Source organism: Bradyrhizobium sp. TM239 (genome assembly GCF_036247985.1).
GTDB lineage: Bacteria > Pseudomonadota > Alphaproteobacteria > Rhizobiales > Xanthobacteraceae > Bradyrhizobium > Bradyrhizobium ottawaense.
This window is the reverse complement of the sequence record NZ_BTIR01000004.1, coordinates 22,879-44,472: the sequence shown is the minus strand read 5'-3', so window position 1 is coordinate 44,472 and position 21,594 is coordinate 22,879. Positions and strand designations below refer to the sequence as shown.

22 protein-coding genes are annotated in these 21,594 nt (G+C 66.2%); 9 read left to right on the top strand and 13 right to left on the bottom strand.

What is annotated here, in order from left to right; translation table 11 throughout:
- Positions 1 to 176 precede the first annotated feature (176 nt).
- Positions 177 to 1,118, bottom strand: a complete 942-nt coding sequence (locus tag AABA84_RS07840) for an SMP-30/gluconolactonase/LRE family protein (protein ID WP_212251057.1) — start codon at positions 1,116 to 1,118, stop codon at positions 177 to 179.
- Positions 1,075 to 3,147: a PQQ-dependent sugar dehydrogenase gene (locus AABA84_RS07835; RefSeq protein WP_338311775.1), complete on the bottom strand. Its 2,073-nt coding sequence runs from the start codon at positions 3,145 to 3,147 to the stop codon at positions 1,075 to 1,077. The genes AABA84_RS07840 and AABA84_RS07835 overlap by 44 nt, the downstream gene beginning before the upstream one ends.
- A gap of 208 nt (positions 3,148 to 3,355) precedes the next feature.
- Here AABA84_RS07835 and AABA84_RS07830 point away from each other — a divergent pair, with 208 nt between their 5' ends.
- Positions 3,356 to 3,589: a DUF6894 family protein gene (locus tag AABA84_RS07830; protein ID WP_212251053.1), complete on the top strand. Its 234-nt coding sequence runs from the start codon at positions 3,356 to 3,358 to the stop codon at positions 3,587 to 3,589.
- A gap of 9 nt (positions 3,590 to 3,598) precedes the next feature.
- Positions 3,599 to 3,775, top strand: coding sequence for a hypothetical protein (locus AABA84_RS07825; protein ID WP_338311774.1), 177 nt, complete (start codon positions 3,599 to 3,601; stop codon positions 3,773 to 3,775).
- A gap of 79 nt (positions 3,776 to 3,854) precedes the next feature.
- Here AABA84_RS07825 and AABA84_RS07820 read toward each other — a convergent pair whose 3' ends face one another.
- Complete coding sequence (locus AABA84_RS07820; protein WP_338311773.1) at positions 3,855 to 4,628, bottom strand: enoyl-CoA hydratase-related protein; 774 nt, start codon at positions 4,626 to 4,628, stop codon at positions 3,855 to 3,857.
- Positions 4,629 to 4,749: 121 nt separating this feature from the next.
- On the opposite strand from AABA84_RS07820, the gene AABA84_RS07815 reads away from it, so the two are divergent.
- Entirely contained in the window at positions 4,750 to 6,339 is a 1,590-nt protein-coding gene (locus tag AABA84_RS07815) for a gamma-glutamyltransferase family protein (RefSeq protein WP_338311772.1), read from the top strand.
- Between the two features lie 158 nt (positions 6,340 to 6,497).
- A complete protein-coding gene (locus AABA84_RS07810) occupies positions 6,498 to 6,728 on the top strand; it encodes a hypothetical protein (RefSeq protein WP_338311771.1) in 231 nt (76 codons plus the stop codon).
- 55 nt (positions 6,729 to 6,783) lie between these two features.
- Here the strand turns inward: AABA84_RS07810 and AABA84_RS07805 are convergent, their stop codons facing one another.
- Genes AABA84_RS07805 through AABA84_RS07790 form a run of 4 tightly spaced genes read right to left on the bottom strand, consistent with a single transcriptional unit; the run spans position 6,784 to position 10,245 of the window.
- Positions 6,784 to 8,070 (bottom strand): NAD(P)/FAD-dependent oxidoreductase, encoded by a 1,287-nt coding sequence (locus AABA84_RS07805; protein WP_338311770.1) that lies wholly within the window; start codon positions 8,068 to 8,070, stop codon positions 6,784 to 6,786.
- 12 nt (positions 8,071 to 8,082) lie between these two features.
- Entirely contained in the window at positions 8,083 to 8,814 is a 732-nt protein-coding gene (locus AABA84_RS07800) for an amino acid ABC transporter ATP-binding protein (protein WP_338308365.1), read from the bottom strand.
- The gene (locus tag AABA84_RS07795) at positions 8,811 to 9,464 is read right to left on the bottom strand and encodes an amino acid ABC transporter permease (protein WP_212251041.1); all 654 of its coding nucleotides are present in this window, start codon (positions 9,462 to 9,464) and stop codon (positions 8,811 to 8,813) included. Before AABA84_RS07795 ends, AABA84_RS07800 begins: the two co-directional genes overlap by 4 nt.
- A gap of 22 nt (positions 9,465 to 9,486) precedes the next feature.
- On the bottom strand, positions 9,487 to 10,245 hold the full coding sequence (locus tag AABA84_RS07790; protein ID WP_212251040.1) for an ABC transporter substrate-binding protein: 759 nt from the start codon (positions 10,243 to 10,245) through the stop codon (positions 9,487 to 9,489).
- 166 nt (positions 10,246 to 10,411) lie between these two features.
- Between AABA84_RS07790 and AABA84_RS07785 the strand changes: the two genes are divergently transcribed.
- Entirely contained in the window at positions 10,412 to 11,056 is a 645-nt protein-coding gene (locus AABA84_RS07785) for a helix-turn-helix domain-containing protein (protein WP_338311769.1), read from the top strand.
- Between the two features lie 307 nt (positions 11,057 to 11,363).
- Here the strand turns inward: AABA84_RS07785 and AABA84_RS07780 are convergent, their stop codons facing one another.
- Complete coding sequence (locus AABA84_RS07780) at positions 11,364 to 12,629, bottom strand: D-amino acid dehydrogenase (RefSeq protein WP_338311768.1); 1,266 nt, start codon at positions 12,627 to 12,629, stop codon at positions 11,364 to 11,366.
- Positions 12,630 to 12,700: 71 nt separating this feature from the next.
- Entirely contained in the window at positions 12,701 to 14,029 is a 1,329-nt protein-coding gene (locus AABA84_RS07775; RefSeq protein ID WP_212251037.1) for an aspartate aminotransferase family protein, read from the bottom strand.
- A gap of 147 nt (positions 14,030 to 14,176) precedes the next feature.
- On the opposite strand from AABA84_RS07775, the gene AABA84_RS07770 reads away from it, so the two are divergent.
- Together AABA84_RS07770 and AABA84_RS07765 are read left to right on the top strand one after the other, a co-directional pair.
- Positions 14,177 to 14,725 (top strand): cupin domain-containing protein, encoded by a 549-nt coding sequence (locus tag AABA84_RS07770; protein ID WP_018646206.1) that lies wholly within the window; start codon positions 14,177 to 14,179, stop codon positions 14,723 to 14,725.
- Between the two features lie 188 nt (positions 14,726 to 14,913).
- A complete protein-coding gene (locus AABA84_RS07765; RefSeq protein WP_167456551.1) occupies positions 14,914 to 15,066 on the top strand; it encodes a hypothetical protein in 153 nt (50 codons plus the stop codon).
- 41 nt (positions 15,067 to 15,107) lie between these two features.
- Here the strand turns inward: AABA84_RS07765 and AABA84_RS07760 are convergent, their stop codons facing one another.
- Genes AABA84_RS07760 through AABA84_RS07750 form a run of 3 tightly spaced genes read right to left on the bottom strand, consistent with a single transcriptional unit; the run spans position 15,108 to position 18,911 of the window.
- The gene (locus AABA84_RS07760; RefSeq protein WP_338311767.1) at positions 15,108 to 17,369 is read right to left on the bottom strand and encodes a xanthine dehydrogenase family protein molybdopterin-binding subunit; all 2,262 of its coding nucleotides are present in this window, start codon (positions 17,367 to 17,369) and stop codon (positions 15,108 to 15,110) included.
- Positions 17,362 to 18,417: an FAD binding domain-containing protein gene (locus AABA84_RS07755; RefSeq protein ID WP_338308369.1), complete on the bottom strand. Its 1,056-nt coding sequence runs from the start codon at positions 18,415 to 18,417 to the stop codon at positions 17,362 to 17,364. The genes AABA84_RS07760 and AABA84_RS07755 overlap by 8 nt, the downstream gene beginning before the upstream one ends.
- A complete protein-coding gene (locus AABA84_RS07750) occupies positions 18,414 to 18,911 on the bottom strand; it encodes a (2Fe-2S)-binding protein (RefSeq protein ID WP_212251033.1) in 498 nt (165 codons plus the stop codon). The genes AABA84_RS07755 and AABA84_RS07750 overlap by 4 nt, the downstream gene beginning before the upstream one ends.
- 251 nt (positions 18,912 to 19,162) lie before the next feature.
- Between AABA84_RS07750 and AABA84_RS07745 the strand changes: the two genes are divergently transcribed.
- Together AABA84_RS07745 and AABA84_RS07740 are read left to right on the top strand one after the other, a co-directional pair.
- A complete protein-coding gene (locus AABA84_RS07745; protein ID WP_212251031.1) occupies positions 19,163 to 19,801 on the top strand; it encodes a TetR/AcrR family transcriptional regulator in 639 nt (212 codons plus the stop codon).
- A gap of 66 nt (positions 19,802 to 19,867) precedes the next feature.
- Positions 19,868 to 20,275, top strand: coding sequence for a DUF4864 domain-containing protein (locus tag AABA84_RS07740; protein ID WP_212251029.1), 408 nt, complete (start codon positions 19,868 to 19,870; stop codon positions 20,273 to 20,275).
- On the opposite strand, the gene AABA84_RS07735 is transcribed toward AABA84_RS07740, so the two are convergent.
- The gene (locus tag AABA84_RS07735) at positions 20,272 to 21,537 is read right to left on the bottom strand and encodes an MFS transporter (protein WP_212251027.1); all 1,266 of its coding nucleotides are present in this window, start codon (positions 21,535 to 21,537) and stop codon (positions 20,272 to 20,274) included. The two genes, AABA84_RS07740 and AABA84_RS07735, sit on opposite strands and share 4 nt — an antisense overlap.
- Between the last annotated feature and the right edge of the window lie 57 nt (positions 21,538 to 21,594).

Here is a 21,594-nt window from a genome sequence, read left to right as displayed (position 1 = left end):
CAACGAGCGAGGTGCACTCCCTCTCCCGCTTGCGGGAGAGGGTTGGGGAGAGGGTGTTTCCGCAATGGGACAATCCCCAAGAGGAGAAAGCCCTCACCCGGCGCTTCGCGCCGACCTCTCCCGCAAGCGGGAGAGGTGAACCACCCGCGGCAACCGTCACCCTAAAGCCATCGGGCTCAGCAGCGCCCGCGCTGGAGGCAGTGCTCGCGGCCCGGCTGATCGGTGCGGAAGGACTCGATGAAGCCGCCTTGACGCTGGGTGACGAAGACGGTCTTGCCGTCGCTGCCGCCGAAGGCGAGGTTGGTCGGCTCCTTGGCCTTCAGCGCGATCTCCCGCTCGACCGCGCCGTTCGGCTTCATCAGCGCGATCGTGCCCTTGAGAATGCGCGCGACGTAGAGGCGGCCGGCAACGTCGGTGCGCAGCCCGTCGACGGTGTCGGGCTGAAACGCCTTGACGAGTTTTGCAGCCGTCAGCTCGTTGCCGTTGATCGCATAGGACCAGATCTGGCCGCTGCTGGATTCGCCGACATAGAGCGTCTTGCCGTCGGGGCTGAGATCGATGCCGTTGGTGGTGCCCATCGCGCGCGGCGCCGACATGATCTGTCCCTGCACCGTGCCGTCGGCGGCTTTCGCGATCCGCCAGATATGGCCTTCCCGGCCCTTCCAGTTCGGATCGCTCGCATAGATCGTGCCCTCGCGGGCGATCGTGATGTCGTTGGGCTGGTTCATCTCGTCGGAGTGAAACCAGAGGGACGGCTCGGTCGTCCCCTTCGCAATCGCGAAGATGTTGTGCTTCTTGTAGTCGGCGATGAACATGGTGCCGCTCCGGTCGAAGCGGATGGCGTTGCCGACACTGCCATCGGGTAGCGCCGTGAACGGCTCCGACGCCGTCCCGCCGGCGGGCAGCCGGCCGATGGTGCCGGGCTTGCCGAGATTGACCACGAACAAATTGCCGTCGAGGTCAGCCGCGGGGCCTTCGATGCCGAAGGTATATTCGCCGGGAGGCGTCACCTGCGCGCTCTCGAACAGCTTCGTTTCCGCATGTGCGGACGCAGTCGCGATGACGAGGAGGACGCTACTGCACAGGCACCAGAAATTCCTGCCGGATGTAATAGCCATCGCCGTCGGTGCACTCGCCATTCAGATAGGGATCGGCCGGCCGGAAGAATCGGCTGAAGCCGGGTTTGTCTACAGCGCTCCTTTGTGTCACGACAACGACCTTCGCAGCCGGTATTTCGCCGCATTCCTTGCTGGTTTTGCCAAAGAACTTGCGCTGCGGCGGACCCGGCTTGATCCGCATCCGCGTGCCCGGGACCATTGTCGCGACGAGCAGATCCGCCGTGTCCAGCAGGCGTTTGTAGCCGGGCTCGGTCTTCGACAGGCTCTCGCCGCCCGGCGGCATCAGCTTCTCCGCGCCGAGACCGCGCAGCCGCGTGCGCAGCTTGCCGGCGTCGGGATCGCCGGGATAGATCCAGCCGTCCTGCGAAAGCATGAAGCGGAGCACGGCCACGTCCTTCTCCGTCTCCGATTGGCCGCCCTTCAAACCGAAATCGGAATGGCAGCCGGCGCAATGCGTCTCGACAAGGCCCTTGCGCAGCGTGGTCAGCCGGGCGCTGTTGTGCGCGTCCCTGGCGACGAAGGCCGCGAGCTGGTCGATCATCGCCTGGCTGCGCATGTCGCACGGCAGCGGTGGCGGCGGATCACCCGCGGCACGGTCGATGCGGATCACGGTCTGGTTCTTGTCCTCGACCAGCCAGATCGCGCCATCTTCCGCGACCGTCATGCCGACCGGTGCCCCTTGCGGCCGCGCGCCGTTGACGCGGTGCCAGCCTGCGATCAGCTCGTCGAACGGCGCGGCGGCGACCTCGCCGGCGTCGGTCTGAAAGCTGCGCACCGGATCGGCCGCGCAGCTGACGCGGTAACGCACCGGCGCGGGGGAAGGCTTGGGGAAGCCGCGATCGTCGACGTCGTAGACGAGGACGCGGCTTCCGGTCGGACGATAACCGTGGAGGCCGACCAGCAGCCTGCCCTCCAGCTCCGGAAATCTGCTGCCGTGATAATAGAGCATCGCGAGCGGCGCGCCGTGCGGCGGCATCAGCGAGAGCGGCGGCTTGTAGAGGGCGCTGGCCGTGCAGAGGGACTTGTAGATCCCGCCTTGCAGCACGTTCCTGAATTCCGGGCTCGGTGTCGACAAATCGTAGCAATAGGGCCAGCCATAATGCCTGCCCTGCTCGATCGCGTTGATCTCCTCGTTCGGTTTGAAAATATCCGGCAAGTCGCGCCCGTTCTCGCCCTGCAGGAAGGCGTAGCCGGCATCGGGAAACTTCGGATGCAGCGCCAGCGCCATCGAGTTGCGCAAGCCCCGCGCATAGACGGTGTGCGGCGGATCGGCATCGCCAGGCTTCAGCGCCGGGAAGACATCGCCGGCAGGCGGTGTGAACAGCCAGATCGCGGCCATCGCGGAAGCGCCCTCGGCCGCCGCGCAAGGCTTTGTGATCGGCGCCGGCCTGATGCAGTCGTCGCTGTGCGAGCCGACATTGACGAATAGCCGCCCTTTCCTGTCGAAGACGAACTGCTTGAGCGGATGCGCGCTCTCCTCGAGCCGTGTGCCGTCGGGCAGCGTGATCCGGCGGCCCGGCATATGACGGATGATGGTCTCGACCGTGCCGGCCGGATTGTCGGCGAGAGGATCGAACCGGAAGATGGTCTCGGCGGTCGAGGCGTAGAGCTTCCTGTCCGGACCGATCGCCAGACCGAACGGATATTCGATTCCCGCCAGGAGCTCCCTGAACCGCCCGCCCTGGGCCGCGCGCGGATCGAGCAGCAGCAGCCGTCCGTCGGTGTGGCCCCAGCCACCCATGTCGGCGACCACGAACAGCTCGCGGCCCGGCAACTGCACGATCGCACGCGGAAACTTGAGGCGATCCTCTTCGCTGGCGACGAGCCCGGCGCAAAATCCGGCCTTCATGTCGATCTGGATCCTGGGAAAAGCGAGATCGCCATTGCCGCAGGTTTCCGCGCCGACCGCATAGCCGCTGCGGCGGAGCGGCTCCGATGACGCCGCCGAGGCGATCCCAAGCAGGGCCGCCAACACCCCCGCACACGCGCGCAGGCTTCGGCGTTCACGCCTGGATGTGAAGTAGCTCACGGCGTCTCCCCCGACTTCCCGCGAAAAAGGTGTTCCACGCCGTCCGAACGCCGTCCAGTCGAACATCACTCGCCTGTGATTAAACCTGTAACGACCTTTGAGCCGACCAATATCCGTAGATTCCCTTACCGGGCTCGACCCGAATGTTTCGCGAAGGCTTCGGGTGGTATCGATTTGCCATCCAAGTTGCTCCCGCCAGGAGGCGCATATGGTCCAGGTCTATTTTCACTGCTCCAATACCGAGGGCACGCTGATCGACCGCTACGGCACCGCCGTCTCCAATCTCACGGAGGCGCGCGATCGTGCTTCCCAGATCATGAATTCGATGATCCAGACGCCCGGCGCTGAAGACTGGCGCGATTGGGTGATCCATGTCAGCGGCTCCGACGGCGAGGATCTGTTCGACCTTCCCTTCACCGCCATGCTCGGCAAGCCGCATTGAGGTGATGTCATGTTGCTCGCTTCACTGAGCCTCCTCCGCCAGCCCGTGAACTTCGTCGCCGCCAAATGGCAGACGCTGGTCAGGGTCGCCGGCGACCCCTACCGCCCCGAGCTGCACTACATGCGCGGGCCGGGTCCCAAATGGCGTGCCAAGTACCAAGCCAGCCGGCTGAACCGCTCGCTCTGAGCGCACCGCTTTCCTGCCAACACTCTCTCGATCGTCATGCCCGGGCTCGTTCCGGGCATCCACGTTTTTGGCCGCCACCTCACTTCCCCGTAAACCTCGCCTTGCGTTTCTCGACGAAGGCATTGCGCCCCTCGACCGCGTCCACGCTCTTGCGGACCACCGCCTGGAGCTCGATCTCGCGGCGGAACTGCGCCTCGTAGGTGGCGTGCTCGCTCTCCTCGACGAGCAGGCGCGTTGCCACCAAAGCGCGTGTCGGCCCTTCGGCAAGGCGCCTCGCCAGGGCGAGCGCCTCGTCCATCAGCTTCGCGTCGTCGACGACCTGCCGCACCAGGCCGATCTCCTCCGCGCGTTCGGCCGTCAGCGGCTCGTTCAGCAGCATCAGCTCGAGCGCGCGCTGCCGGCCGATCAGCCGTGGCAGCAACCAGGTCGAGCCGAGATCCGGCACCAGCGCAATGCGGCTGAACACCTGGATGAAGCTCGCCGAGCGCGCCGCCACGATCATGTCGCCGGCCATGGCGAGGCTGAAGCCGCCGCCGGCCGCGACGCCGTTGACGGCGACGACCACAGGCACGCGGCATTCGCGCAGCGCCCTGAAAGCCGGCCAGTAAAAACGCATGACGCCGGCAGCGATATCCTCACCCAGCGCTTCCGACGCCTTCAAATTCTGTCCTGAGCAAAAACCGCGCCCCGCGCCAGTGAGGATCAGGGCTCGAATACCCTCGTCCTGCGACATCTCGCCGATGGCGGCGGCGAGCGCGCCGAGCAGGTCCGGCGTCATCGCGTTCAGGCTTGCCGGCTCGTCCAGCGTCAGGATTCCGACCGCGCGATCCCGCGCCTGTTTCACACCAGCCATGTCGCGTCTCCCTTTGGATTTTCTCGTTGGCGGCAATGTGCCATCCTTCGCACGTCCCGCCAATGCCGAGCTGCCGCGCCAGCACAGCCGGCGCCAAAACAACAGAGATCAAGACGACGTCATGCCTCATCAGTTCAGCCTCAACCAAACCGTCCGCAAACCCGCCGTCACATCCAAGGGCGGCATCGTCGCCTCGCAGTCGCGGCGGGCGGCCGAAGTGGGCGCGCAGGTGCTGGCGGCGGGCGGCGACTGCGTGGATGCGATCGTGGCGACGACCATGGCGCTGAATGTGCTGGAGCCCTGGAATAGCGGCATCGGCGGCGGCGGTGCGATGGTCCTCTACCGCGCCAAGGAAAATCGCTTTGAGGTGATCGACTACGGCATGTCTGCGCCGCAGAGCCTGCGCACTGCCGACTATCCGCTCAGTGGCGAAGGCGCCGCTTCCGATCTCTTCCCCTGGCCGCGGGTGAAGGACGATCGCAACATCCACGGCCCCGGTTCGATCGCCGTGCCCGGCGTCGTCGCCGGGATGGAAGAGGCGCATCGCCGCTACGCCAAGATGCCGTGGAAGGATCTGGTCGCGCCGGCAGCCAGGCTCGCCGGCGAAGGCCTGCTGGTCGATTGGTGGACCACGGTGACGATCTCGGGCTCCGCCGCCGATCTCAGACGCTATCCCGCCAGCGCGGCCGCGTTCCTGAAGGATGGGCTGCCACCGAGCGCGCCATGGGGCATCAAGGCCGAGACGCGACTGCCGCAGGACACGCTGAAGGCGACGTTGTCGCATCTCGCCGAGGCCGGACCGCGCGATTTCTACCAGGGCGATCTCGCCAGAAGCATCGCCTCCGACATCAAGGCCGATGGCGGTTCGCTGTCGGTCGAGGACCTCGCCGCCTTCCGCGCGCATCTGCGCGAGCCGCTGGCGATCCCGTATCGCGGCGGCAAGGTGTATGCGACGCCTGAGCTCACGGCCGGGCCCACCATGGCGCACGCGCTGCGCCTGTTGCAGCAGAGCCTGACGCCGGGAAGCGCGCCGGACGCGGCCGCCTATGTCGAATATGCACTCGCTCTGCAGGCGGCCTTCCGCGAGCGGCTCAAGGACATGGGCGATGCCGACGGCAAACGCTCGCTCGGCGCCGAATATCTGGCGCCCGCCTGCACCACGCATTTCTCCGTGGTCGACCGACACGGCAACATCGCCGCGGTGACTCAGACGCTGCTCTCGTCCTTTGGCTCGAGATATGTGACGCCGCACACCGGCATCGCCATGAACAACGGCATCATGTGGTTCGATCCGACGCCGGGGACCACCAATTCGCTCGCGCCCGGCAAGCGCTGCCTCTGCAACTATACGCCCGTGATCGCCGAGACCCAGGACGGCAAGCGGCTCGCGGTCGGCGCCTCCGGCGGCCGCCGCATCCTGCCGTCGGTGATGCAGCTCGTCTCCTTCGCGATGGATTTCGGCATGGACCTCGACGCCGCCATCCACCAGCCGCGCATCGATGCCAGCGAGGGCGCGGTGGTGATCGGCGATGCTCGTTTGCCGGAGGACGTGCGCAAAACGCTGGCCGCGCGCTTCGACTATGAAGAGACCCGCGTGCAGACCTTGCCGCAAAAATTCGCCTGCCCGAGCGTGGTGATGCGCGAGGGCGACACGAATTCCGGCGCGGTCGAGATCTTCCAGCCCTGGGCTGACGCCGTGGCCGAAGGCTGAGTGCAAGGATCGATTGGAGATTATTCCATCGCGCGTTGAACTCTCGCACGATGACGTATCTGCGCGAGCGTCATGACGCCTCCACATTCGCAGGGAACTTACCCACCCACCGTTCGTTCGTTGAACGGACAAGTGCGCTCGCCCCAGTGGAGGACATGATGAAGAAACTTGCGCTCGCCGCGTCGCTGATCATCGCGGCCGGTTTCACCTTTGCCAGCCCTGCACTGGCAAAGGGCGGACATGGCCATGGTGGCGGCCATGGTCATGGTCATGGCCATTCGATGGGCCATCATCACCATGGCACGCCCCCGGGATGGTCGCGCGGACGCAAGGTCGGCTGGCGCGGTCACGGGTGCCCGCCCGGCCTGTGGAAGCAGGGCCGCTGCTGACGCCCTATATCTATCCATGATGCAAGGCGTCGCTCCTGACCGGGCGGCGCCTTCTTCACATGCCGAGCCGGTCCCGTATGCGCCCCGCGATCACGGCGGTCGTCACACCCACCGGCCAGAACGCGTGCATCGGGATCGGCTTGATGCCCGTGATCGGCATGTCGATCTCGGCCTTGGCGCCGACGATCAGCCGGCGGGCGAGCTGCGCGCCCATTGCAGTCGCGAGCGCGACGCCGCGGCCATTGCAGCCGAGCGAGATCAGGATGCCTTCGGCAGGCTCATGCACATGGGGATAGTGATCCCCGGTGATGGCGAGACGGCTATTCCAGCCGTGCGTCCAGGCAACGCCCTTGAGCTGCGGCCATAGCCGCTCGGCATACCGCATCAGATAGGCGACGTCGTGCGGCGACTTGATCCAGCGCATCGGGCCGCGGCCGCCCATCAAGAGGCGGTTGTGCTGATCGATGCGGTAATAGACGGTGATGTGGCCGCTCTCGTAGAGCACGGGACGCGTCGGCATGATCGAGCGGGCAACCGCATCGGAAAGCGGCGCCGTGGCCGCGATCGAGGAGAACACCGGCACGATGGTGCGGCGGAGCGCCGGCCAGAGATCGTCCGTGAACCCGTTGGTGGCGAGCAGGACCTTGTCGGCATGAACCACCGCCCGCGGCGTCTCGATGCGCCAGCGCGAGCCTTCGCGGCGCAGTGACAGCGCCGGCGTCTCGCCATGCACCTTCGCGCCCGCCGAGATCGCCGCACGCGCGAGACCGCGGGCGTAGCTGAGGGGATGCAGATCGCCGCCGCGCGCATCCAGCATGGCGCCGATGTAGCGGTCGGTGCCGGTCATCTCGCGCAGCTGCTCGCGGTTCAGATACGTCACCGGCATGGCGCGGCGGATGCATTGCTGCGCCGTTGTCTCGATCGCCGCGGCGCTGGCCTCGTTGTAGGCCGCGCGCAGCGTGCCGTTCTGCCGCGCCTCGCAGGGGATCTGGTAGCGGCGGATCAGATCATGCGTGAAGTTCGTGGTGCCGTAGGCGAACGCGATCATGCGGCGGCCGAGGTCCGCGCCGAAATCGGCCTCGATCTGATCGGGATCGTGCTTCAGGCCGGGATTGGTGTGGCCGCCATTGTTGCCGGACGCGCCCCAGCCCGGCGCCTGCGCCTCCAGCACCAGCGCCTCGACACCCTGCTCCGCCAGATGCAACGCGGTGGACAGGCCGGTGTAGCCGCCGCCGATGATCGCGATCGAAGCATTCTTGTCCGTATCGAGCGGCGGCGTGGCGACCGGCGCGACAGCGGTGTCGGCATAGAGCGAGGGCGGCAGAGGCAGGCGCGCAGACATGGCAAAGACCGGTCAGAGCGGATGCAGCACACGCCGCAAGAAGTCCTGCGTGCGCGGATGCTGGGGTTGGTTGAGCAGCGCCTTGGCCGGCCCCTGCTCGACGATGACACCGCCGTCGATGAACAGCACGCGGTCGGCGACGTCGCGGGCAAAGCCCATCTCGTGGGTGACGACGACCATGGTCATGCCGTCGTCGGCGAGCTTGCGCATGACGCCGAGGACATCGCCGACCAGTTCAGGATCGAGCGCCGAGGTCGGCTCGTCGAACAGGATCGCCTTGGGCTGCATGGCAAGCGCCCGCGCGATCGCGACGCGCTGCTGCTGCCCGCCGGAGAGTTGCGGCGGATGCGCATCGGCCTTCTCGGCAAGCCCGACCTGGGCGAGCAGCGCGCGGCCGCGCTCGAGCGCCTGCGCGCGCGATTCCTTCTTCACATAGAGCGGCCCTTCGATGACGTTCTCGAGCGCGGTCCGGTGCGGAAACAAATTGAAGCGCTGGAACACCATCGAGACCCGGGTGCGGATGTTCACGATCGACGGCGCGTCGCGATCGACCCTCAGGCCCTCGACGCTGATCTCGCCGCGGTCGTAGCTCTCCAGCCCGTTGATGCAGCGCAGGATGGTGGACTTGCCGGAGCCGGAGGGACCGACGATGCAGACCACCTCGCCCTTCTCGACAGTCGCCGTGATGCCCTTGAGCACCTCGTTCTCGCCAAAGCTCTTGTGAACGTCCTTCAGCTCGATCATCGCTTGCCGGCCCGCTTCTCGAAGTGACGGACCAGCAGGATCAGCGGAATGCTCATGGTGAGATACATCAGCGCCACCAGCGTGAACACGCTGGTGTTCTTGAAGGTCGAGGACGCGATCAGCTTGCCCTGAAGTGCGAGCTCGGCGACCGTGATGGTCGAGGCCTGCGAGGAATCCTTCAGCATCATGATCATGACGTTGCCGTAGGGCGGCAGCACGATGCGCACGGCTTGCGGCAGAATCACGCGGCGCATCGTCAGCCACCAGCCCATGCCGATGGACTGCGCCGCCTCGATCTGCCCCTTGTCGATCGCCTCGATGCCGGCGCGAAAATTCTCGGCCTGATAGGCCGAATAGGCGATGCCGAGCCCGAGGATCGCGGCCTGCAAGGCGGACAGCGTGACGCCGAGATCGGGCATCACGAAGTAGAGGTAGAACAACAGCACGATGATCGGGATGCCGCGGATCACGTTGATCAGGCTGGCGCTGATCATCGACAGCGCCTTGATGCCGGAGACCCGCATCATCGCCCAGATCAGGCCGAGCACCGTCGAGAGCAGCAGCGAGCCGATGGTGACGACGATCGTCAGCACGACGCCGCTCATCAGGATCGGGAAGAACTCGGCGGCGTCGTGCCAGAAACCTTTCATCGGGCAGCCTAGTCTCTACCGATCAGCCCTGAGCCTTGAGGCCCCATTTATCGAGGATCTTGTCGATGGTGCCGTTGGCCTTGAGCTTCGCCAGCGACGCGTTGATCTTGCCGAGCAGCGCGGCCTCGCCCTTGCGCACGCCGATGCCGACCGAGCCGACGGTGACGGGCTTGTAGCCGTCGACCAGGCGCACCTCGGGGAAGCCGCCCTGCTTCAGGTTGTAAGCGAGGATCGGATAATCGGCGTAGCCGGCCTTGAGGCGGCCGGTATTCACGTCGCGCAGGATGTCCGGAATGGTGTCATAGGCTTTCACGTCCGCGAACAGGCCGGACTTCTTCAGCGCGTCGACGAAGGCGGTGCCGACCTGGGCGCCGACCGTCTCGCCCTTCAGATCGTCCTGCGTGGCATAGGCCTTGGTGTCGCTCTTCGGCACCACGAGGCCTTCGCCGTAGGTGTAGATCGGATCGGAGAAGTCGACGACTTCCTTGCGCGGCGCGGTGATGAACATCGCGGCGGCAATGATGTCGATCTTGCTCGAGGTCAGCGACGGGATCAGCGCCGAGAACTGCATCGGCTCGATCTGCACGTTGAAGCCGGCATCCTTGCCCACTTCAGTGACGAGATCGACCATGATGCCCTGGATGGTGTTGGTCTTGGTGTCGAGGAAGGTGAAGGGAATGCCTGTCGGGGTCGAGCCGACCTTCAGCACCTGCTGCGCCGAAGCGGGCGTTACGGCTGCCAGTGCGAGCGCCGCGACCGCGGCCAGACCAAAACGCTTCATCGCATCCTCCTTTGGGTCTGGCCGATGGCGGCGCTCGCGGGTGTTGCGAGCCGAGCCGTTTCGGCCTATTTTCACCAATATGAAAATTTGGTCACACTTTCACGGATCATGCAAGTGGTTTTCATGCACATGAAGGAAGCGGTTTGACGTGAGCGGTGGCAAACGAATGCGCAAACCGGCGGCAACCAAGCCGGCGAAGCGGGCGAAGGCAAAGCCCGTCACCAAGCCGGCGGAGCCCGCAATGGATGTGGCGGTCGGCCGCCGCATCCGGGATCTCCGGCGCGTCAGGCAGTTCTCGCTGGAAACGGTCGCAGCGCGCACCGAGCTGTCGATCGGCTTCCTCAGCCAGATCGAGCGCGGCCTGTCGTCACCATCGCTGCGCGTGCTGGCCACGCTCGCCGACGTGCTCGGCGTCGGCATCGCCGCACTGTTCGGCGCAAGCCCAAGCGCCGACGGCACCTCCGATCAGGTGGTGACGCGCGCCCTGCAGCGGCCGGAGCTGAAGCTCTGGCGCACCGGCGTGTCGAAGCAACTGCTGAGCCCGGCCAGCGCCGACAACAAGCTCAATCTGTTCCTGGTGCATCTGGAGCCCGGCGGCTCCACCGGCGACGAGCTCTACACCCATGACGGCGAAGAGGCCGGCCTCGTGCTCGAAGGCGAGATGATGCTGACGGTGGACAGCGAGACATGGTCGCTGAAGACCGGCGACAGCTTTCGCTTTGCCAGCCGAAGGCCGCACCGGTTTTCGAACCCGGCACAGGATGCGAAGGCGGTGGTGCTGTGGGTGAACCGCGTGACGGGGGCGGGGTAAGCCTCCTCCCCCGCCTGCGCCAGCACGATCTCAATCCCGTCATCCAGAGGTGCGAGCGGAGCGAGCCTCGAAGGATGCACGGCCGCGATGCCTCTGCACGGCCACAGCCGGGCCGTCGCCCTTCGAGGCTCGCCGCACGGCGCGTTGCGCCGCGCAGCTCACGCCTCAGGGTGACGGTGATGGAGTGGGGGCGCGCTACCTCCGCGCCGTCATTGCGAGGAGCCTTTGCGACGAAGCAATCCAGATTGTCTCCGCGGAAAGATTCTGGATTGCTTCACTACGCTCGCAATGACGGACGGTTAGGGTCTTACCCGAACCGATGATTGTACCGGTCCACCGTCAGCGCACTCACGTCGATGTCCGGCTTCTTGCCCGACAGCATATCCGCGAGTACGCGCCCGGAGCCGCAGGACATGGTCCAGCCGAGCGTGCCGTGGCCGGTGTTGAGGTGGAGGTTGGCGTATTGCGTCGGGCCGATCACGGGCGGGCCGTCCGGCGTCATCGGACGCAGGCCGCTCCAGAACGTCGCCTTGGCGAGATCGCCGCCGCGCGGGAACAGATCGGTCAGCGAATGATCCAGCGTGGCACGGCGTGCGTCGTAGAGCTTGTCCGAATAGCCGGAGATTTCGGCGGTGCCGCCGACGCGGATGCGATTGCCGAGCCGCGTGATCGCGACCTTGTAGCTCTCGTCCATCACGGTCGATTCCGGCGCGCCCGAGGCGTCCTTGATCGGCACCGTGATCGAATAACCCTTCACCGGATAGACCGGCAGCGAGATGCCGAGCGGCGCGGCGAGCCGCGACGACCAGCTTCCGAGCGCGAGGACGTAAGCGTCGGCCTGCAACATGCCGGCACTGGTCACGACGCCGCTGACCCGCGCGCCGTCGGTGACGATGCGGTCGATGCCGGTGTTGAACAGGAAGCGCACGCCGAGCGCTTCGGCATGCCTGGCCAGTGCCTGCGTGAACATGTGGCAGTCGCCGGTCTCGTCCTGCGGCAGGCGAAGCCCGCCGACGAACTTTTCCTTCACGCCGGCGAGCGCCGGCTCGACCGCTATGCAACCCTCTCGGCTGAGCACCTCGAACGGCACGCCATATTGCTTGAGCACGGCGATGTCCTCGGCCGTGCCGTCGAGCTGGGCCTGGTAGCGGAACAGCTGCAGCGTGCCCTGCGAGCGCTCGTCATACTGGATGCCGATGTCGCGGCGCAGATCGCGCAGGGAATCGCGGCTGTATTCCGCGATCGGAATCATCCGGCTCTTGTTGACCGCGTAACGCGCGCTGGTGCAGTTGCGCAGCATCTTGAGCAGCCAGACCCACATCACGGGATCGAGCTTCGGCCGGACCACAAGCGGGCCGTGCTTCATCAGCAGCCACTTGACCGCCTTCACCGGCACGCCGGGACCGGCCCACGGCGAGGAATAGCCTGGCGAGACTTCGCCGGCATTGGCGAAGGAGGTCTCAAGCGCCGGCTCGGGCTGGCGGTCGATGACCGTCACCTCGTGGCCGGCACGGGCGAGGTAGTAGGCAGAGGTGACGCCGATGACACCGCTGCCGAGGATCAGAACTTTCACGCTTGGTCAAACTCCCGCGGCATCACGCTCGCCGCTGCAAGGAAACAAACTCGCAACGGCGAGAGCAATTATCAGGCCACCCGCTTGATGGCGTCACCAAGGATCGCGACGATATCGTCGATGTGGCTCTTCTCGACGATGAGCGGGGGCGACAGCGCAAAGGAGTCGCCGCTCATGCGGAAGTACAGCCCGCGATTGAAGCAATCGACCATCACATCGTAGCCACGCGCACCGACCGCACCGTCACGCGGCGACAGCTCGACGGCGCCCATCAGCCCGCAATTGCGGATGTCGATGACGTTGGGCAGGCCTTTCAGCGAATGCAGCGCATCGCGCCAATATTCGGCGATCGAGGCACCGCGCGTCAGCAGGCCCTCGTCCTTGTAGATGTCGAGCGTCGCGATACCGGCTGCGCAGGCGGTCGGGTGCGCCGAATAGGTGTAGCCGTGGAACAGCTCCATGACGTTTTCCGGGCCGATCATCATGGCGTCATGCACCTTGCGATGCGCGAACACCGCGCCGCAGGGAATGGTGCCGTTGGTGATGCCCTTGGCGGTCGTCATCATATCAGGCGTGACGCCGAAGAAGTTGGCGGCGAACGGCGTGCCGAGGCGGCCGAAGCCGGTGATGACCTCGTCGAAGATCAGGAGGATGCCGTGCTTGTCGCAGATCTCGCGCAGGCGCTGCAGGTAGCCCTTCGGCGGCGGCAGCACCGCGGTCGAACCCGGCACCGGCTCGACGATGACGGCGGCGATGGTTTCGGCACCGTGCAAGGCCACCAGACGCTCGAGATCGTCAGCGAGCTCGGCACCGTGCTCGGGCTGGTCCTTGGCGAAGGCGTTGCGGGTGAGATCATGGGTGTGGCGGATATGGTCGACGCCCGGCAGCAGCGTCGCGAAGGCGCGGCGGTTGGCGACCATGCCGCCGACCGAGGTGCCGCCGAAGCCGACGCCGTGATAGCCGCGCTCACGGCCGATCAGGCGGGTGCGGCTCGCCTGGCCGTTGGCGCGGTGATAGGCGAGCGCGATCTTCAGCGCGGTGTCGACCGACTCGGAGCCGGAATTGGTGAAGAAGATGCGGTCGAGGCCCTTCGGCGCGATCTCGGCGAGACGCTCGGCGAAGTCGAAGGCCAGCGGATGGCCCATCTGGAACGACGGCGCGAAGTCCAAAGTCATCAGCTGGCGCTCGACTGCGGCGGCGATCTGCTTGCGGCCGTGGCCGGCATTGACGCACCAAAGGCCGGCGGAGCCGTCGATCACCTTGCGGCCGTCGACGGTGGTGTAGTGCATGCCCTCGGCCGAGGAGAACAGGCGCGGCGCCTTCTTGAACTGCCGGTTGGCCGTGAACGGCATCCAGAACGAGTCGGTCTTGATAGTGTTCGGAATCTGATGAAGGGTCACGGCCGCGCTCCTTTGCTGACCCTCTAGCAGAGCCACGGCTTGGAATGCGCAACAAGTCCTTTTCTGGTGACCTGCAAGCCATTGATTTCACTGGGGCCGCTGGTCCATATTTGCGCGATACGCAACACCTGCAACAGGACCTGGGCCATGAGCGTCGACATCGGTGGACGGCTGCGATTCATCCGGGCGCGCCACAAGCTGTCGCAGCGCGAGCTGGCCAAGCGTGCCGGGGTCACCAATTCGACGATCTCGCTGATCGAATCCAACCAGATGAACCCGTCGGTCGGTGCCCTCAAGCGCATCCTCGACGGCATCCCGATGGGGCTCGCCGAGTTCTTCGCGCTGGAGCCTGAGTCACGACGCAAGATCTTCTACCGCGCGGAGGAGCTGACCGAGGTCGGCAAGAAGCCGATCTCGTACCGGCAGGTCGGCGACAATCTGTTCGGCCGCAGCCTGCAGATCTTGAAAGAGCGCTACGAGCCCGGCAGCGACACCGGGCGCGTCCACCTCGTCCATGACGGCGAGGAAGGCGGCATCGTGATCTCGGGCAAGCTCGAGGTCACCGTCGAGGACGAACGCCGCATCCTCAACCCGGGCGATGCCTATTATTTCGAGAGCCGCCGCCCGCATCGGTTCCGCTGCGTCGGCGGCAAGCCGTGCGAGGTGATCTCGGCCTGCACGCCGCCGACGTTCTGAGGCGCGGCCAGCCGATCCGCAAATAGCAGGGAACACCGGTATCTTACGGTGCTTGAGCTATCTCAATTTCCACGCGCCAGACCGCTATATATTACGAACCGTAGCCGAGCAGCCTGGCTTAGAGGTGCTGAGGTTATGGCCCCGGACTCCTAGGTACTCCGGGGCCGCTTCGTAACAGAGGCCCGCGCATGAAGATCACTCTTGTCAATGCGGAAGCTGCGCTCGACGAAGTCCTGCGCGACACGGATAAGCTCCACTCGCGCGAGCTGCGCAAGGCCATCGCAAAACACATCGAAGCGCAAAGAGAGCAGATCAAGGCTCTCCGCAGGATGATGAACTGATCGCCGCTGCGGAGCGAGCAGGCCTCGCCCCGCCTGCCGCCTCAACGCTGCGTCAGCAACTCCTCAATCCGGATCGGGAATTTGCGCACGCGCACGCCGGTCGCATGCCAGACGGCGTTCGCGACCGCGCCGGCACTGCCGGTGATGCCGATCTCCCCGACGCCCTTGATGCCGAGCGCATTGACGTGCGGGTCGTGCTCCTCGACCGTGATCACATCGAGCGGCGGCACGTCGGCATTCACGGGGACATGGTACTCGCCGAGATCAGCGTTCATGATTCGGCCGCTGCGCCGGTCGGTGACGGCCTCCTCGTGCAGCGCAAAGGACATGCCCCAGATCATGCCGCCGAACAGCTGGCTTTGCACCATGCGCGGGTTGACGATGCGCCCGGCCGCGAAGGCGCCGACCATGCGGCTGACGCGGACCTGGCCGAGCTCGGGATCGACCTTCACCTCCGCGAACACCGCGCCATGGGCATGCATGGCATATTCCTCCATCGCCGCAGGGTTCGGCGCGCCGGTACCGCGCGCCTCAACCTCGGCAACGCCGGCGCGCGCGAGGATCTCCGTGTAGCTCTCGCCGCGGCTCTCGTCGTCGCGCCGGATCAATCTGCCGGCGCGCGCGATCACGCCGGCATTGCCGGCGCCGAACAGCGGCGAGCGCTCGTCATTGGTGGCGAGATCGGCGAGCTTTGCGATCACGGCCGCGCCGGCGCTGTGGATCGCCGCACCCGCGGTCGCGGTGTGCGCGGAGCCGCCGGCAATACCGGCATCGGGCAGGTCCGATGTCCCCGCCTTGAACGCGACGCGGTCGATATCGAGGCCGACGGCGTCGGCCGCGATCTGGGCCAGTGCCGTCCAGGCGCCCTGCCCCATGTCGTGCGCGCCAATCTCCATGGCGCCTGAGCCATCGCGTCGGATCGCCGCGCGCGCTTCGGCCTGGAACATCAGCGCCGGGAAGGTCGCGGTGCCCATGCCCCAGCCGACCAGCAGGCCGGCATCATCGCGCATCTGCCGCGGCTGCAGCGGACGCTTCGCCCAGCCGAAGCGCGCCGCGCCCTGGTCGTAGCAGGCCCGCAGCGCCTTTGACGAGAACGGCTTGCCGGTGATCGGCTCGACCTCGGCATAGTTCTTCAGGCGGAAGGCGAGCGGATCGATGCCGCAGGCCCAGGCCATCTCGTCGATCGCGCTCTCCAGCGCGATTGATCCCGTCGCCTCGCCCGGCGCCCGCATGAACAGCGGCGTGCCGGTGTTGACGCGCACGGCGTCATGCGAGGTGCGGATCGCAGGTGCCGCATAGAGCGTGTGCGAGGCATCGGCCGCCGGCTCGTAGAAATCGTCGAACGTGCTCGACACGGTCCGCGCCTGGTGATCGAGCGCGGTCAGACGTCCCTCGCCGTCGGCGCCGATGCGCAGGCGCTGGCGCGTCGGCGCGCGATGGCCGACCGGGCCATACATCTGCTCACGGCGGAGCACCAGCTTGACCGGCTTGCCGACCAGCCTGGCCGCCATGATGCCGAGGGTCGGCGGACCGGACATCAGCCCCTTGGAGCCGAAGCCGCCGCCGAGGAACGGGCTGCGGATGTGGATCTTGTCCGGCGCAATGCCGAACAGCTCGGCGATGCGTCCGAGCGACAGCATCAGGCCCTGGGTCGGCATGTCGACTTGCAGATTGTCGCCGTCCCAGGACGCAACGATCGCATGCGGCTCCATGGCGTTGTGATATTGCGGCGGCGTCTCATAAGTCGCGTCGATCTGCTTCGCAGCCGAGGCAAGGCCCGCCTCGACATCGCCGCGGTGATTTTCCGTGGGATTGCCGACGCCGACGACCGGCGGCACGAAGCTCTCGCCGGCATCGAGGCCGATCAGCGCTGGCAGTGTCTCGTAGCGCGGCGCCAGCAACACGGCGCCTTCGGTCGCAGCTTCAAGCGTCTCGGCGATCACGACCGCGATCGGCTGATTGGCGTAACGGATCTCATTACTCTGCAGCACCTCCATCCGGAACACGAACGGATTGGTCTTGATCTCCGGGTCGATCGCAAGCTGCGGCTTGTGGTCGGGTGTCATGACATCGACGACGCCGGGATGGCGTTTTGCGGCGGCGACATCGAGCGAGACCACACGGCCGCGCGAAATGCCGGCGACGGCCATCACCGCAAACAGCATGCCGGGCGGATGATTGTCGGCGGCATAGGTCGCCTGCCCCGTGACCTTGAGGACGCCGTCACGGCGGGTCAGCGGCTGGCCGATGCTCGAGCCGTGTCTGAGATGGGCAGGCGCGCTGGTGAGATTGAGCTCAGGCATGGATGGCTCCGGACGTCGAGGCAAAGGGAGAGGCCGGCAGGGCGGGCAGGCGCGCGGGCGTCCCGGCGGCAGCGAGGGTCAGCGCGCGCACGACGATGCGGCGCGCGAGCTCGATCTTGAAGGCGTTGTCGCCGGACGGTTTTGCGTCGGTGAGCGCACGCCAGGCGGCTTCCTGGAAGGCGTCGGCCGTGGGCGCGACGCTCTTGAGAACGTCCTCCGCAGCGCGGGCACGCCAGGGCTTTGCGGCGACGCCGCCGAGCGCAAGCCGCGCTTCGGCGATCCTGCCGTTCTCGATCCGCAACGCAGCCGCGGCCGAGACCACCGCGAAGGCGTAGGAGGTGCGCTCGCGAACCTTGAGGTAGCGCGCATGCGAGGCAAATTCGCGCGCCGCCGGCGGCAGGCGCACCGCAACGATGAGGTCGCCGGGCTCGAGCGCGGACTCGCGCTCGGGCGTATCGCCGGGCAGGCGATGCAGCTCGTCGAGCGCGATCTCGCGCCGGCCATCCCGTCCCTCGATCTCGACGACGGCACCGAGCGCGACCAGCGGCACGCAGAAGTCGGAGGGATGCGTGGCGATGCAATTCTCGCTCCAGCCGAGCACCGCGTGGGTGCGGTTCTCGCCGCCGCGGGCGTCGCAGCCGCTGCCGGCCTCGCGCTTGTTGCAGCGGCTGGCAGTGTCGTAAAAATACGCGCAGCGCGTCCGTTGCAGCAGATTGCCGCCGACCGTCGCGGCATTGCGCAACTGCGCGGATGCCCCGGAGAGAAGGGCCTCCGCGACGGCGGGATAAGCCTTTGCGAAGTCCGCATCGTGCGCGAGATCGGCGTTGCTGACGAGCGCACCGATGCGCAAGCCGCCGTCGGCGAGGCGCTCGATGCCGTCGAGCCCATCGAGATGCGTGACGTCGACCAGGCGATCCGGACGGCTGACGCCGCCCTTCATCAGATCGAGCAGATTGGTGCCGGCGGCGAGATAGACGGCGCCCGGCTGGGCAGCGGCGGCAACCGCCTCGGTGACGGTGGCGGGCCTGACATAATCGAACGGTTTCATGCCGAGCGCCTCTGGTTGGATTCGTCCATCTGTCCTTGCGCATCGAGCACGGCGTCGACGATGCCGGCATAGGCGCCGCAGCGGCAGAGATTGCCGCTCATGCATTCGCGGATGCGTTCGGGATCGTTGCCGGCCTGCGCTTCCTGCATCATGCCGATCGCGCTCATGATCTGGCCGGGCGTGCAGAAGCCGCACTGGAAGCCGTCATGGGCGATGAAGGCGGCCTGCACCGGATGCAGCTGGTCGCCGCGCACAACGCCCTCGATGGTGAGGATGTCGGCGCCGTCGTGACTGATCGCGAGTGCGAGGCAGGAGTTGATGCGCTTGCCGTCGACCAGAATGGTGCAGGCGCCGCACTGGCCGCGGTCGCATCCCTTCTTGGTTCCGGTGAGATGGAGGCGCTCACGCAAGAGATCGAGCAGCGTGACGCGCGGATCGTCGAGGACGAAGTCGCGCCGCGCACCGTTCACGGTGAGGCTGATGGAGTGGTTCATACAAGGCCCCGATCAGAAATGGACATGGCTCATCGGCCGGCGCGCCACCGCCGTGGCCGCCGTCGATCCAGATTGACCGGGCAGAAGCCGGCCAACATCCAGGCGAAGATACGGAGGCTCCCTCCGGTTAACAAGGGCCGGTGGAAAAATATTGGAATTGGTCAAAAGCCCATGCGCCACCAACGCGATGCGGCTAGCCAAGGGTCCGACGAGGGTTCAATCTAACCAATTCGTGATCTAGATTGCGCGCTATGGACGACCACACCGACCCAATTCGAAAGCCCCGTGCCGACGCCGTGCGCAACCGCGAGCGGGTGCTCGAGGCTGCGAAGATCGTATTCAACGCCGGCGGCCCGGAGGCGAGCCTCGAGGCCGTGGCCAAGCGCGCCGGCGTCGGCATCGGCACACTCTATCGGCATTTCCCGACACGCGAGGATCTGTTCGAGGCGGTGTACCGGCGCGAGGTCGAGCAGCTCAGCGAGCTCGCCGAACAGTTGAAGAGCGCCAAGGATCCGGTCGAGGCGCTGCGGCGCTGGCTGCAATCCGCCGTCGAATTCGTCGCCACGAAGAAAGGCATGCTGGCCGCGCTTGCGCTGGCGTACCAGAGCTCATCGGAACTTGCCGCTTTCTCGATGGACCGCCTGACCAAGGCGATCGGCTCGCTGCTCGCGCGTGCGGTCGCGGCCGGCCAGATGCGCGCCGATATCAGCCCGGAGGACCTGCTGCGGGCGTTTTTCGGGATGTGCTACATGCACGATCAGCGGGGCTGGCAATCCTCGGTGCTGCGCCTGCTCGACGTGTTCGTCGACGGGCTGCGGGTGCAATCCGCTGCCAAGACCAGGGCGCGCGTGGCCAAGCCAGCGAAGCCGGCGGTGAAACGGAAGCGATAGCGCGCCCGTATTTCCCTGAGGTCATGCTAGGATCAGCATTGCCGGGATTTCAACGCGGAGCCTGTCATGCGCATTGCCGCCTTGCTGGTCGCTCTCATTATTGCCTTCAACCCTATCTCGGCACGCGCCGACGATGTCGCGACGGCGCAGGGCGTCATCCGCGCCCAGGAGCAGGCTTTTGCGCGCGACGATGCGGCCGCGGCCTATTCCCACGCCGCCCCGGCGATCAAGGAGATCTTCCCCGCACCTGGCGCCTTCATGTCGATGGTGCAAAGCGGTTACGCGCCGGTCTACCGGCACAAGAGTTTCGAGTTCGGAGACAGCAAGAGCGAAGGCGGCTGGATCGCACAGCGCGTCCACATCATCGACGCCAATGGCGAAGCGTGGGAAGCCCTCTACACGCTGGAGCAGCAGGCGGACGGCAGCTACAAGATCACCGGCTGCTCGCTGCTGAAGGCGGGACAGGCGGCTTAGGTTGCAAAGCCTGGTCCGGTCCTGACCGACTTCATCCGCGAGCGGATCAACAGCGTCAGGACGATGCCGATATTGAGCGCGTTCCACGCCACACCGTTCGCGAACGCCGCGGCGTAGGAACCGGTCGCATCGAAGATGATGCCCGACACCCAGCCGCCGAAGGACATGCCGAACACCGAGGCGAAGATCACGATGCCAACGCGCGTTGCGGCTTCGCTCGCCGGCATCGCCTCGCGCACGATGATGGCGTAGCTCGGCACGATGCCGCCCTGGAACAGGCCGAACATCGCGGAGATGAGATAGAGCGAGGCGAGGCTGTCGAAGAACAGATAGAACACCAGCGCGAAGCCCTGCGCCAGCGATCCCACCAGCAGCGTGCGGATGCCGCCGATCTTGTCGGCGAGGAAGCCCGAGCCGATCCGGCTGACGATGCCGCAGGCCATCATCAGCGACAGCATCTCGGCGCCGCGCGCCACGCCGTAGCCGAGATCGCCGCAATAGGCGACGATATGCACCTGCGGCATTGCCATGGCGACACAGCAGGAGATGCTGGCGATCGAGAGCAGCACCGTCAGCGTGTTGGTCGACAGCTTGAGATCGACGCGCGGCGGCGGCGCATTGGCGTGGTCGTGGACCTTGTCGTGACCTATCTGCGCGCGAAGGACAAGCACGAGGATCGTCATCAGGCTCACACAGACGATGCCGATGCCGATATGGGTGTGGCGCCAGCCGACCTCCTGCATGCCCCAGTTCACAATCGGGGGCCACATCGTTCCGGCGAAATAATTGCCGCTCGCGACGATGGTCACGGCGAGGCCGCGATAGCGCTCGAACCAGTGCGAAGCCTCCGCCATCAGCGGCGCGAACGTCGCGGACGTTCCGAGACCGATCAGGAAATAGGCCGCCACGAACTGCCAGAGTTCGGTCGACAGCCCCGCGAGCACATTGGCAACGCCGAGGAAGGCGATGCTGATCGCCATTGCGGGCACGATGCCGAACCGGTCGGTGATCTTGCCGGCGATCACGCCGCCGAGCCCGAAGCCGAACATCATGAGGGTGAAGGCCAGCGACACCGCGCCGCGCGTGGCGGAGAATTCGGTCTGCACCGCCGGAAGCATCACCACGATCGCCCACATGCCGACGCCGCCGATCGAACCGATCAGCAGCGCAAGCACAAGCCGTATCCAGGCCCGACGGGAATCAGGGCTGAATGTTACAGGCGTTTGTTCTGAATGATTTGGTGCGTGCACGGGCCGGAACATGGCCCGCGGATCGTCACAGGGTCAAGCATCGTGGCGCGATATTGGGCATGCGCGGTG